Source organism: Ruminococcus sp. NATIVEDY160 (genome assembly GCF_045819885.1).
In the GTDB taxonomy this organism is placed as follows: domain Bacteria; phylum Bacillota; class Clostridia; order Oscillospirales; family Acutalibacteraceae; genus Ruminococcoides.
Map to the genome: position 1 here is coordinate 772,711 of NZ_CP162391.1, position 13,836 is coordinate 786,546.

Consider the following 13,836-nt stretch of genomic DNA (forward strand, 5'->3'; position numbering starts at 1 on the left):
TTTGAGGGATTAAAGCATTGCCGTAAGACGTTCGTTGATTGCCTTGAGGAAGTCCTCGGTGTTTACCTTAGTTTTGTTTTGGAGTGTGGAAATCAGGTACAGGTCGCCTGTCATAATGCCGTCCTCGATAGTCTTGATCGTAGCCTTCTCGAGCTTTTCGGCAAATTCAGCCAGCTCGGGCAGCTTGTCAAGCTCGCCGCGCTTTTTGAGCGCGCCTGTCCACGCGAAGATCGTCGCGACAGAGTTTGTAGAGGTTTCCTCGCCCTTGAGGTGCTTGTAGTAGTGGCGCTGAACGGTGCCGTGAGCAGCCTCGAACTCGTAGATGCCGTCGGGAGAAACGAGCACGCTGGTCATCATGGCGAGAGAACCGAAGGCGGTCGCGATCATATCGCTCATAACGTCGCCGTCGTAGTTCTTGCACGCCCACATATAGCCGCCTTCACTGCGGATCACACGGGCTACAGCGTCGTCGATGAGGGTGTAGAAGTAGGTGATACCCGCTTCCTCGAACTTATCCTTGTACTCGTTCTCAAAGATTTCCGCGAAGATATCCTTGAAACGGTGGTCGTATGTCTTGCTGATGGTGTCCTTTGTCGCGAACCATACGTCGATATGCTGGTCGAGAGCGTAGTTGAAGCAGGAGCGCGCGAAGGAAGAAATGCTCTTGTCAATGTTGTGCATACCCTGGATAACGCCGTCGGACTTGAAATCGAAGATAAGGCTTCTTTCCTCGGTGCCGTCGGGCTTTGTAACGCAGAGCTCAGCCTTGCTGCCGCCCTCAACGCGCATTTCGGTGTTCTTGTAAACGTCGCCGTAGGCGTGACGCGCGATGCAGATGGGCTTTTTCCAGGTGGGAATGTAGGGGACGATGCCCTTCACGAGAATCGGGCTTCTGAAAACGGTGCCGTCGAGGATAGCTCGGATAGTGCCGTTGGGCGACTTCCACATGCTCTTGAGGTTGTACTCGTCCATTCTCGCTGCGTTGGGGGTGATGGTTGCGCACTTAACGCCGACGCCGTACTTCTTTGTAGCATTCGCCGCGTCAACGGTAACCTGGTCGTCGGTTTCGTTTCTGTGAACCAGACCGAGGTCATAGTACTCGGTCTTGAGGTCGACGTAGGGAAGAATAAGGATATCCTTTAACTGCTGCCAGATTATTCTGGTCATTTCGTCGCCGTCCATCTCAACGAGCGGCGTAATCATTTTAATCTTGTCCATTAGCTGTTCTCCTTGGTGTAATCGAGCAGACCGCCGGCGAGGATAATCGCTCTTGTGCGGTCGGAAAGCTCACAGTCTGCCTTGATAGTCTTGCCTGTGGTAGCGTTGACAACGGTTACGTCGCTGCCTGCAGCGATCTCAGCCTTGACATTTGGAAGCTCAAGCATATCGCCGAGCTTGATCTCGTCGTAATCAGCGGCGTTCTTGAAGGTGAGGGGAAGAATACCTGCGTTGATCAGGTTGCTCTTGTGGATACGGGCGAAGCTCTTTACGAGAACGGCCTTGACTCCGAGGAAGAGGGGTGCGAGAGCCGCGTGCTCACGCGAGGAACCCTGACCGTAGTTTTCGCCGCCGACAATAATGCTCTTGCCGAGGGTCTTGGCTCTTGCGGGGAATTCCTTGTCGCAAACGGTGAAGCAGTGCTCGGAAATTTTCGGGATATTTGAACGCAGAGGCAGGATTTTTGCGCCTGCGGGCATGATGTGGTCTGTGGTGATGTTGTCGCCCACCTTGAGCGAGCAGGAAGCCTCGATCGAATCGGTCAGAGGGCTGGTCTTGGGATATTCCTTGATGTTGGGACCTCTGAGGATCTCAACGCTGTCCATATCCTCAACGGGAGCCGGATCGATGACCATGTTGTCGTTGATGAGGAACTTCTCGGGCAGCGCGATGTCGGCAGCCTCGCCGAGGCATCTCGGGTCGGTGAATACGCCCTTGAGAGCCGAAACCGCGGCGGTCTCGGGAGAAACGAGGTAAATCTGACCGTCGGCTGTGCCGCTTCTGCCTTCGAAGTTGCGGTTGAAGGTTCTCAGCGAAACGCCCTTGCTGTTGGGCGACTGACCCATACCGATGCAGGGGCCGCAGGCGCTCTCGAGGATTCTTGCGCCGGCTGCGATCATATCGCCGAGCGCGCCGTTGAGAGCGAGCATATTGAATACCTGCTTGCTGCCGGGTGCGATAGCGAGAGAAACGTTGTCGGCAACCTTCTTGCCCTTGAGAATGTAAGCCACGCGCATGAGGTCGAGGTAGCTTGAGTTTGTACATGAGCCGATGCAGACCTGATCTACGGTCTTGCCCTCAAGCTCTTTGATCGTCTTGATGTTGTCGGGGGAGTGCGGACATGCTGCAAGCGGTTCAAGCTCGCTGAGGTTGATTTCGATAACCTCGTCGTAAACCGCGTCGGGGTCAGCGCTCAGCTCGGTGAAGTCCTCCTCGCGGTCCTGAGCCTTGAGGAATTCCTTTGTGATCTCGTCGGAGGGGAATACGGAGGTGGTCGCGCCAAGCTCCGCGCCCATGTTGGTGATGGTGGCTCTTTCGGGAACGGTCAGGGTTTTTACGCCCTCGCCGCCGTACTCAACGATTTTGCCTACGCCGCCCTTAACGCTCATAACTCTGAGTACCGCGAGGATGATGTCCTTTGCGGAAACCCACGGAGAGAGCTTGCCGGTGAGGTTGACTCTTACCATCTTGGGCATGGTGATGTAGTAAGCGCCGCCGCCCATAGCGACTGCAACGTCGAGACCGCCCGCGCCGATAGCGAGCATACCTATGCCGCCGCCGGTGGGAGTGTGGCTGTCGGAGCCAATGAGGGTCTTGCCGGGCTTGCCGAAGCGCTCGAGGTGAACCTGATGGCAGATGCCGTTGCCGGGACGTGAGAAGTAGATGCCGTGCTTTTTGCAGACGGACTGAATAAAGCGGTGGTCGTCGGCGTTCTCAAAGCCGGTCTGGAGAGTGTTGTGGTCGATGTATGCAACGCTTTTCTCGGTCTTGACTCTGGGAATACCCATAGCCTCGTACTCGATATATGCCATTGTACCTGTTGCGTCCTGAGTGAGGGTCTGGTCGATTCTGAGACCGATGTCGTTGCCGACTTTCATTTCGCCGCTCACGAGGTGCGCTTTAATGATTTTCTGTGCGATAGTATAGCCCATAAAATGTACCTCCATTAAGAGTAGTTTTGTTATCATTATAAAAATGTAACACCATGACAATTATATAACAATCTGTCGTTGTTGTAAAGCAAAAAATCCGTCCGCGCACACAAAATATTGTTTTTACCTGACAGATTTGGAAATTCTCTCAAAAAAATTGCCGCTTACGCAAAAAAGGTGATTGATTTTACAAGTTGAAATCACACCACCGCGGTGGTATAATTGTAGGGATGTAATTAAAATAAGTTTATTGGAGTTATCAGAATGAGTATTAGAAACGATTTAAGAAACATTGCCATTATCGCGCACGTCGACCACGGCAAGACCACGCTTGTTGACCAGATGCTCAGACAAAGCGGCATTTTCCGCGCTAACGAGAACGTAGAAGAGCGCGTTATGGACTCAAACGACCTCGAGCGCGAGAGAGGTATCACGATCCTCTCAAAGCCCACGGCGGTAATGTATAACGATATCAAAATCAACATCGTGGACACACCCGGACACGCTGATTTCGGCGGCGAGGTCGAGCGTATTCTCCAGATGGTAGACGGAGTAGTGCTCCTTGTAGACGCGTTTGAGGGCTGTATGCCGCAGACCCGCTTCGTTCTCAAAAAGGCTCTCGGCCTCGGCAAAAAGCCTCTTGTCGTCCTCAATAAAATCGACCGTCCCGGCGCGCGTCCCGAGGAGGTCGTCGACGAGGTTCTCGACCTCTTTATCGAGCTTGGCGCCGACGAGGATCAGCTCGAGTTCCCTGTAATCTACGCCTCTGCACGCGACGGCTATGCCACCGCCGATTACCACGAGCAGGGAACCGACATGAAGCCGCTCTTTGAGGCTATCATCAACGAGATCCCGGCTCCCGAGGGCGAAATCGACGCGGGCTTGCAGATACTCATTTCCAATATAGACGCCGACAACTTCGTCGGCAGAATCGGCGTAGGCCGCGTCGAGCGCGGTACCGTCAAGAACGGTCAGAGCGTGACCCTTTGCCGCACAGACGGCACCACCAAGGCTGTGCGCATCGGCAAGCTCTATCAGTTTGAGGGCTTGAAGCGCATCGAGTGCGACGAAGCGAGCCTCGGCGACCTCGTATGTATCAGCGGCATTCAGGATATCAACATCGGCGAGACCCTCTGCTCAAACGACTGCGTAGAGCCGCTTCCCTTTGTAAAAATCGACGAGCCTACCGTAACCATGAACTTTATGGTCAACAACTCTCCGTTTGCCGGCAAGGAGGGCAAGTACGTAACCTCCAGAAATATCCGCGACAGACTGTTCAAGGAGATTGAAACCAATATCGCGCTGCGCGTTGAGGAGACCGACAGCGCCGACACCTTCAAGGTATCCGGCAGAGGCGAGCTGCACCTCTCGATTCTTATCGAGACAATGCGCCGTCAGAACTACGAGTTCCAGGTTTCCCGTCCGCAGGTAATCACAAAGACTATCGACGGCAAGCTTCACGAGCCTATCGAGTTCCTCATTGTCGAGGTGCCCGATTCATATGTAGGCGCAGTAATGGAGAAGCTCGGCTCGCGTAAGGCGGAGCTTGTAAACATGGGAACGCGCGACGGCGGAGTTACCCACATCGAGTTCAAAATCCCAGCCAGAGGTCTTATGGGCTACCGTCCCGAATTCCTCACAGACACAAACGGCAACGGCATCATGAACCACGTTTTCGATGGCTACGAGCCTTGGAAGGGCGAGATCGTGACCCGTCATCAGGGTTCGCTCATCGCGTTTGAAACAGGCGACACCGTTACCTACGGACTGTACGCCGCACAGGAGAGAGGCAGACTCTTTATCGGCGCAGGCGTGCCGGTATACGAGGGAATGATCGTCGGCGCAAGCCCCAAGGCTGAGGATATCACCGTTAACGTCTGCAAGAAGAAGCATATCACCAACACCCGTGCTTCCGGCTCGGACGATGCTCTCAAGCTCACTCCTCCCACCGTTATGTCGCTTGAGCAGTGCCTTGAGTTCATCGCGGACGACGAGCTTGTTGAGGTAACGCCTAAGACCATCCGCATGAGAAAGCGCATCCTCTCGAAGGAGCAGAGAATGAAGCAGGCGTTCCGCAATAAATGAGTTACGTAATTCTTGATCTGGAATGGAATTCAGCCTACAGCTACAAGCTCAAGCGATTCGTAAACGAGATTATTGAGTTCGGAGCCGTGAGGCTGGACGATGAATTAAATATAGAGAGCGCCTTTTCCTCACTAGTAAAGCCAAAAATCGGCAGAAAGCTGAACGGAAAGGTCAGGCAGCTCACTAAAATTTCTATTACGGAATTAAAACAGGACGGCGTGAGCTTTTTGACCGCTGCTGAAAAGTTCGCTGAATTCCTCGGCGACAGCACGGTTCTGACATGGGGCACCTCGGATATTCACGCTTTGATCGAGAACTACTCGTTCTTTACGGGCGATTATCATATTCCGTTTCTGAAGAGCTACTGCGACTTGCAGGAATACTGCGAACGCGCGCTTGACCGCTACGACGAGGGCAACCAGATGGGTCTGGGAGCCTGTGCCGAGCTGCTGGGCGTTAGCTTTTCCGAGGAGGAACAGCACCGTGCCTTTGCCGACGCGTATCTCAGCCTTAAATGTCTTAAGGCTGTTGAGAACCGCTCGCCGCTCGAGAGCAGTATACTCAAGGCTGACTGTGAGGAATTCTACGAGCGCATGACCTTCAAGAATCACTTCATCACCGATCTTGCCGACCCCGAGGTCGATCGGAATGAGTTGAAATTTTGCTGTGACCGCTGCGGAAACCCGATGCGCAGGGTCAAAAAGTGGCGTTTGCATAACAAGAGCTTTTCCTCAGATTTCAGCTGCAAGAGCTGCAGCAGGAAATTTACAGGCAGGGTAGCCTTCAAAAAACGCTACGAAGGTGTAAAGGTCACGCGCAAAATTATTGAAATAGTTCCAAAAAAGAAAAAAGCACCGCCTCTCGCGGAGCAAGAAACCGTTCGCACTGATTAAGAGTGCGGGCGGTTTCACGTTATGCGGTAAAAACAGGAATTTTTATTCTGTTTCGGAATAATATGTATAGATGTGCATGCGCATGTGCGAACAATATTTCACACAACACAGGCAAAATAATAACAATAATTCCTTATGTATTTAGCGAGATATATGTAGTATCGAACAACAATTAATGGTATAATTATGATGAAAAGAATTATCTTTTATTTAAAATAAATTTCTGCTACACAGTCTCCCGCCATCGGCGTCAGCACATGCAGACAGCCTTATAAGCACACCAACAATACCAAAGAGCCAGATGTGATAAAGCCTGTTACCGAGACAATTACTATCGGCAACGGTGTTACTCTGTACGCTGTTTCTGCGGGCACCTACGCGATTGACAAAAACGCGAAGTCACTTTCGATCAGCGACGAGTATTTTGGTTCCTCCGACAGATATTTCTTCGGCTAGGATCCTGTAGCGATCAGCGACATCAGCAACGTCAAGGCTGAGAGCACAAAGGGCGAAAAGACCTACACTGTTCCCACGGGTTCCGTATCTCTCTGGGCTAACATCGTTAAGCCCGAGCCGGTCGTACCCAAGACAAACCTCAAGATTGTTGCTCCGCTCGCAATGGCAGTTCGCATGCAGGACGGCAACGTATACTACTCGGGTGATTCCGTAGCGGATATCGAGCTCGACAGAGTATACTCCTTCCAGATGTGCAGCGTTGACTGGAGCACAAGAGATACAAACGGCGAGAAGAAGGTTCACAAGCCTTACGAGACCTTCTATCCCAACAAAACGGCTCAGATCCACACAAATCACGGCGTGTATTCTGATGACGGAATCGGTCTTCGCGGTACGGTTGTACTGAATTTTGTCGTTTCCTCCACTGCAAAGAAGCAGGCGTGGGACGCTGACACAAAGACATTCACCATTCCGAAGGGCGACGCGGTTCTTCGCACAGACGTAAACAAGTGCTTCATGGCTTACCGCTTCCACTTCTCGAAGGGTGATTACAACAAGCAGACAGGAATTCCGAATGTAATTTATGACACAGGTAAGGAACACGAGAATACTCTTGAGGATTTCCGGTATAACAAGCCTCTGGAGTCGCTCTCTGTAAATCTGCCTCTCGGAGCTACCGTTCATGCCGACGCTTATATCAACTATACCAAGGTCGGCGATGACGAAGTATTTATCGAGATCGATTCGGAAAATCCCGATCGCTGCTATACAGACTACTATTGGCCGTACTAAAATAACCGTTTGAAACTATTCCTTGCCGTGCTATGCACGGCAAGGATTTAGCTTATTTTGCTATAGGTGATGAAAATGAGAACACTCAGAATACTTTCGCTGATGACCGCGGGAATTCTTTGTATTTCGGCGCTTTCGGGCTGCGGTTCCGATCCGACAGTCAGACAGACCGAGGAAACCAAGGAGAATTATCAGGTTGCAACGGAAGCGACGGGCGACGAAGCGGAAAATATCTACAAATTTACGGCATATCCTTCGGGAAAGACAGACCCTGTCACCTTTAAGGATGTTGAGGTTGACGTAAATGCCTTCGCGCTGCGCAGCCACGAACTCCCTCTTTTAGGCGTTTCACTGATAATTTTTATTGTGACCGTAGCGGTGTATTTTGTTGCGAACTATGTGTCCGAGGGAATAGCCAGACAGGGCGAGCTCTCCGGCTGGGAGTACCTCTATACCGACAAGGCGGGAGTAATTCCCGATGCTGATCTGCGCGTTTACAGCGCCCAGAATCCGATTGTAACCGAGAGCAGCGTGCGCAGGGACAACATATATTTTGTCAAGACGCTCGAACCCGAGGATGACAACCGGACTCTTATTATCCGAACCGACCATTCTCCCGTGATGATCCGCGTAAACGGCCGTGAGGTTTACAACAATATGTTTCAGGATTCAGCCTATGTCGGAAACTGCTACAACGCGGTAACTATCGGCGCTTCCTCGCGGCAGCAGGTTGTTGAGGTGTTCATGAAGCTGCCGTTTTCCGTTCGTTTTGAGGCGGAGCTTTTTCATGGAGAGCACAGCGCATTTTCTCCGACGGCAGGTTTTTTTGCGGGCGGAGTGCTGACAGTACTCGGAATCGTTTCGCTTGCTGTGCTCGCGATTCTCGGCATCGTTAACCGCAGGTGTTTCCGAGCGCTTGGAGCGGCAGGTGTTCTTGCTTACTGCGGCGCGGCGGTTATGATATACAATCTGCCCGAGGTAAGCTATTTTGTTAATCCGCCGATTTGGGTAAATATTGTCGCTGCAGTCACCCACACGACAATGATGCTGGGGCTGCTGCTGATAATCGGCTGGTTTTCACGCCTCCGCAAGCTGCTTGTAGGCGCGTTCTTCGCACTGGGTATAGGCTTGCTTCTGGTAATGATCGCGGTTGACCCGATCCTGATTTATATCAGCAACGCGGCGATGGGATTACTTACCGCGGCGGCGGTGGGTTACGCGGGCTACACCGCAATAGACTATGTCCTCAGGCGAACCCGGTACGCGACGGCAATTTTTGTGATTCTGGTTTACTATTTCCTGATGACGATTCTCGCGTCAGTGCTGTTTCTGCTGCACAGCACAAGTCTGTATATTTACACCGTCATAATACCGACTCTCGTTGTATGCGGAGTGATCGTGTATATATATTACGTGATGTTCCGCTTCGAGCGCAGAAATGCCGAGCTGTACAACCAGTCAAAGCGTTACGGTAATTCCATTGAAAATATCTCGCGGTTTATCCGTTCGATGCTGACCTGCAGCGACAGAGAGGCGTTTTACGAGACTGCCGTAAACGAAATATCGCAGCTTGTCATTCTGTTCAACGAGCGCAACAAGGATCTGTGCTGCTGTGTGGGTGTCCGCGAGGGAGACAGCTTTACCGAGAAGCTCAACTGCGGTGTCAGCGGTTGCCGCTATGATATTATCGAGCGGAACAGCGTTGTCAACCGCAGAAACTGCATTTTTTCCGATACCTACTTCGAATACCTTCTGGAGAAGGACGTGAAAAAGCAGGTAATATTCCATTTTGAAAATATCGTCGGCGGTCTGGACGTGTTCTTTGACAGCATGGTTGAGGCGGCGTACTGCGGCCTTGAAACCTCTTACGAAAACACATTTGGAACCAGTACACGGTCTGTCGACCTGATATTGGGCGAGCTCGCTGAGAACGCGGAGCTGAACAACGGATATTCCCTCGATCATCTCAGCCATATCTGCACGCTGACCCTTCGTTTTTGCAGGGCGATGGGTATGGACGAGGAGCAGGCACAGTCCATGTCTGTAGCGGCGAAGCTGCACGACCTCGGAAAAATCGCCATTCCGCTGAGTATCATCAACAAGGACGGCAGACTGACGGAGGAGGAGCAGGTCATTGTCGCCAGCCACACCGAGTTCGGCTACCTGATCCTGTCGGCTTACGATGAACCGCTTTTGAAACAGGCAGCTGAGATAGCGCGCTACCACCACGAGCATTACGACGGCACGGGTCAGAACGGACTTGCGGACGAAAAAATCCCGCTCAGCGCGCGGATTGTATCGATTTGCGATGTATTTGACGCGCTTATTTCCGAACGCAGCAACAAGAAGCCGTGGAGTAAGGAACGCTCACTGGCATACATTAAGGACAACGCAGGAAAGTTATTTGATCCAGAGCTTGTAAAAATATTTGTTTCACAGGTCGCGGATTAATCGAAAAAAACGGAGGTGAAGGGATAATGGGAACTGAAACAGAAAAGAACGGCGCATCCGGCCACATTTTTGACTAATTAATGTCTACTGAATAAATGCAACTTTCAAACTTCGGAAAAGCAACGATAACATCTCCGCCCTCAGCTTCTCAATCTTTCTCAGGTTGAGGAGCAGGACGGACATCTATGACGGTGACTTCGGCTTTGAGGTGAATACCTCCAAGGGCGAAGCAAAGCTCGTCAGATACAACGGAAACGGCGGAGCTGTTACGCTTCCCGAGTCTTTTCGGGATTATCCCGTAACTGTTATTGACAGAAATGCTTTTTCGGGAAACACCTCAGTCACGGAGCTGGTGTTTTCAAGCACAAACACCACCGTTGAGGAATACGCGTTCATGAACTGCACCTCTCTGGAATCCGTCACGATCCCCGAAAATGTCGTCACCTTTGGCGACAGAGTGTTCTCGGGCTGTACTTCTCTGAAAACCGTTAAGATGAATTCGGATATCGTCAGCATGCCGACGAATATGTTCTCGGGCTGTACCTCGCTTGAGGAGCTCACGCTGAATGACAAAATCGCGGAGTTCAGCTACGGCTGTTTTAACGGTTGCACGTCTCTGACTGATCTGGATTTCGTAACCAACGGTGTCTTGCTTCAATCCTATGCGTTCAACGGCACGGGAGCCGGGTCTGTAGTTCTTTCAGATTCGCTTCTCGCGATTCCGGACTATGCGTTTACAAATTGTCCGAATCTGAGGTATGTGACCATTCCCGAGAGCGTCGTTTTGATTCAGCCAAACGCTTTTGACCGGGAGAACGTGACCGTCCGCTGTTATGAGGATTCTTTTGCGCACAGTTATGCGTTGGAAAATAACATTTCCTTCGAGCTGCTCAAAAAAATAGTGCTCGGAGATGTCAACAACGACGGCGCTGTCAACATCAACGATGTGAGGGATATTCAGCGGAATTTGGCTGAGCTGGAAGAATTCGATGAGTATCAGCAGCTTGCCGCTGACGCAAACCAAGACGGCGCACTGGATATTTCCGACGCAACAGCGATACAAATGTACCTGGCTGACTATAAATTGCCTTATCCGATCGGACAGATTCTGAAGTAAAGATATCAGAAGCACTTGAAAAAAAGTGTAATTGTGCTATACTATTTAGAGAACCAAATGATTATGAGGTGTGGCATGACTTCGCTGACTAAGGACGCAATCAAAAAATCCTTTTTAAAACTGCTCAACAGCAAACCGATCGACAAAATAACCGTTAAGGAGATCGTAGAGGACTGCGGCATAAACCGCAATTCCTTTTACTATCATTTTGACGACATACCTTCACTTATGGAGGAGATTTTCAACGATCAGGCTGATGAGTTTGTCAGTCACACCTTTTCTCCCGATAACCTGTACGACAGCATCATGGAGGCGATCACGTTTTCGCTCGAAAACAAAACCGCCATTCTCCATGTTTTCAATTCTCCGAACCGTCAGTTTTACGACCGTTATCTGAACCGTGTTGCGCGCAGGACGGTTACGGAGTTTTTCGATAATTTCACGAAGGATTCAAAGCGCATCAGCGCGGAAGACCGCGAAGCGGTTGTCATGTATTACAAAAGCCTGCTGATAGGCTTTGTATTTGACTGGGTGTCCGACGGGGCTCAATACGACCTGTCATTGAAAGTCAAGCGAATCTGCGAGATTTTTGAAGGAACCATTGAGCTTGCGCTTGAACGGTGCTCAGAATAATTTAATTAGTTTAGTATTTCAGCCAGGCCGGAGTTATCCGGCTTGGCTTTTTCTGTTAGTCACATTTTAACTATTGTCTGAAAATCCGTCAATCCGATTACTTTGTCTGTTTATCCAAAGCGATGAATGAATATAAAATATATCAAGACAACAGATTAGGAGTGATTAAGAAAATGAAGCTTGGAAAAGCGGTTGTAAAATCCCGCGTTGTCATTCTGATCGCGGCATTGGTATTGTTGATACCGTCGGTTCTCGGAATGATATTCACGCGCGTAAATTACGACATGCTGAACTATCTTCCGGAGAACCTTGATACCGTCAAGGGTCAGAAGTACATGCTGGAGGACTTTCACAAGGGTGCGTTTTCGTTTTTGATTTTTGAAAACGCCGACGAGAAAACCATGAGAGAAGCGTCGGAAAAGATAAAAGAAGTCGACCACGTCGCAACAGTACTCAATTTCAGCGACATTGCCGACGGCGCTATTCCCGAGGAGCTGCTTCCCGACAAGATCTATGACGCGGTCAACGCGGGGGACAGTTCGCTGATGGCGGTGTTTTTCGACTCGTCAAGCTCGTCTGACGAAACAATTACAGCCATTGCGGAGATACGCAAAATCTGTGACGGACAGTGTCTTGTCTCCGGTATTTCGGCAATGGTCACCGATCTGCGCGACCTGTGCGAAAGGGAAGAGGCAGTTTATGTTGCCATCGCGGTTGTGCTCGCCGTTGCCGCAATGATGCTCTTTATGGACAACTGGATCGTACCGTTTGTATTTCTGGCAAGCATCGGAATGGCGATTTTGATGAATCTCGGCTCGAATTACTTTCTGGGAGAGATCTCATACATCACTAAGGCGCTGTCGGCGGTGCTGCAGTTAGCGGTTACAATGGACTACTCGATCTTCCTGTGGAGCAGCTACAATGAGCAAAAGCCAAAGTTTTCCGATAACAGGGAGGCGATGGCAAAGGCGATCCACGAGACCGTTACCTCGGTTTTGGGCAGCTCGATCACGACCGTCGCGGGATTTATCGCGCTGTGCTTCATGACCTTCACGCTCGGCAGAGATCTGGGAATCGTTATGGCAAAGGGCGTGGTGATAGGTGTGCTGGGCTGTGTTACGATTTTGCCGTCCATGATTCTGGTGCTCGACAAGCCGCTGTCTAAAACCATGCACAAATCCCTGATACCAAAAACCAAAAAGCTCGCAGCAGGTCTTGTAAAAATCTTTCCCGTATTTTTGATTCTGTTCGGTGCGCTTGCATTTCCCGCCTATTACGGTTACAGCAAAACAAACAGCGAGGTCTACTACGATATTTCAAAGAGCCTGCCGAAGGATATGGCAAACGTCATCGCCAACACAAAGCTCAAGGACGAATTCGGTATGAGCAATACTCATATGGTACTTGTTGATGCGAATTTGAACGAGAAGGAAATCCGCGAGATGAACGAGGAGTTCAAGAACACGGACGGGATAAAGTTCACGCTCGGTCTTGACAGTGTTGTCGGCAGTATGGTGCCCGAAGAAATGCTTCCCGATTCCGTAAAGAGCATCTTCAAGAGCGACCGCTGGCAGATGATGATACTCAGCTCGGAGTACACCACCGCTTCCGATGAGATGAACGCGCAGATTCAGCAGCTGAACAAGATCATCAAAGCGCACGACGAAAACGGACTGCTTGTCGGTGAGGCGGCGTGCACAAATGATCTGATCAACATAACGTCGGTTGATTTCGCGACCGTCAACCTGATATCGATTATCGCGATTTTTGTGATCATCATGATCGTAGAAAAGAGTATTTCGCTTCCGGTCATTCTGGTTGCCGTTATCGAGCTGGCAATTTTCATCAATCTGGGACTGCCGCATTATTTCGGTGAATCCCTGCCGTTTATCGCGCCGATCTGCATCAGCACCATTCAGCTTGGCGCGACGGTTGACTACGCTATTCTGATGACGACGCGCTACAAACGCGAACGTCAGCTTGGAAATGACAAGCGGACTGCGGTGACAACCGCGCTTGAAACATCAATTCCGTCAATCGTCGTTTCGGCAATGGGATTGTTTGCGGCGACCGTCGGAGTTGCAATATATTCCGATGTCGATATGATCGGCTCGCTATGCGCGCTGATGGCGCGCGGCGCGATAATAAGTATGTTCTGTGTTATCCTTATCCTGCCCGCGATGTTTATGCTGTTTGATAAGCTCATCGGGGTAACGACAATCGGATTCAGAGCAAAAAAGAGCAAATAGCAAGTGGAGGT

10 protein-coding genes are annotated in these 13,836 nt (G+C 50.7%); 8 read left to right on the top strand and 2 right to left on the bottom strand.

All coding sequences use genetic code 11. The annotated features are described in order from the left end of the window. Positions 1–9: 9 nt before the first annotated feature. Together AB1I49_RS03715 and AB1I49_RS03720 are read right to left on the bottom strand one after the other, a co-directional pair. The gene (locus AB1I49_RS03715; RefSeq protein ID WP_407721389.1) at positions 10–1,218 is read right to left on the bottom strand and encodes an NADP-dependent isocitrate dehydrogenase; all 1,209 of its coding nucleotides are present in this window, start codon (positions 1,216–1,218) and stop codon (positions 10–12) included. After that, positions 1,218–3,149 carry an aconitate hydratase gene (locus AB1I49_RS03720; RefSeq protein WP_407721390.1) on the bottom strand — a complete coding sequence of 644 codons (1,932 nt, stop codon included), beginning with the start codon at positions 3,147–3,149 and terminating at the stop codon, positions 1,218–1,220. The genes AB1I49_RS03715 and AB1I49_RS03720 overlap by 1 nt, the downstream gene beginning before the upstream one ends. A gap of 264 nt (positions 3,150–3,413) precedes the next feature. On the opposite strand from AB1I49_RS03720, the gene typA reads away from it, so the two are divergent. The 8 genes from typA to AB1I49_RS03760 all read left to right on the top strand — a co-directional run bounded on the left by typA (position 3,414) and on the right by AB1I49_RS03760 (position 13,825). Next, positions 3,414–5,234 (top strand): translational GTPase TypA, encoded by a 1,821-nt coding sequence (gene typA, locus AB1I49_RS03725; RefSeq protein WP_407721391.1) that lies wholly within the window; start codon positions 3,414–3,416, stop codon positions 5,232–5,234. After that, positions 5,231–6,127: a 3'-5' exonuclease gene (locus AB1I49_RS03730; protein ID WP_407721392.1), complete on the top strand. Its 897-nt coding sequence runs from the start codon at positions 5,231–5,233 to the stop codon at positions 6,125–6,127. The genes typA and AB1I49_RS03730 overlap by 4 nt, the downstream gene beginning before the upstream one ends. A gap of 303 nt (positions 6,128–6,430) precedes the next feature. Next, positions 6,431–6,583, top strand: coding sequence for a hypothetical protein (locus AB1I49_RS03735; protein WP_186834119.1), 153 nt, complete (start codon positions 6,431–6,433; stop codon positions 6,581–6,583). A gap of 174 nt (positions 6,584–6,757) precedes the next feature. Next, positions 6,758–7,375 carry a hypothetical protein gene (locus AB1I49_RS03740; RefSeq protein WP_316611102.1) on the top strand — a complete coding sequence of 206 codons (618 nt, stop codon included), beginning with the start codon at positions 6,758–6,760 and terminating at the stop codon, positions 7,373–7,375. A gap of 75 nt (positions 7,376–7,450) precedes the next feature. Further along, positions 7,451–9,826: an HD domain-containing phosphohydrolase gene (locus tag AB1I49_RS03745; protein WP_407721393.1), complete on the top strand. Its 2,376-nt coding sequence runs from the start codon at positions 7,451–7,453 to the stop codon at positions 9,824–9,826. 208 nt (positions 9,827–10,034) lie between these two features. Next, complete coding sequence (locus AB1I49_RS03750; RefSeq protein WP_407721394.1) at positions 10,035–10,943, top strand: leucine-rich repeat protein; 909 nt, start codon at positions 10,035–10,037, stop codon at positions 10,941–10,943. Between the two features lie 57 nt (positions 10,944–11,000). Then, positions 11,001–11,576, top strand: a complete 576-nt coding sequence (locus AB1I49_RS03755; RefSeq protein WP_316610788.1) for a TetR/AcrR family transcriptional regulator — start codon at positions 11,001–11,003, stop codon at positions 11,574–11,576. Positions 11,577–11,749: 173 nt separating this feature from the next. After that, positions 11,750–13,825, top strand: a complete 2,076-nt coding sequence (locus AB1I49_RS03760) for an efflux RND transporter permease subunit (protein WP_407721395.1) — start codon at positions 11,750–11,752, stop codon at positions 13,823–13,825. Positions 13,826–13,836 lie beyond the last annotated feature (11 nt).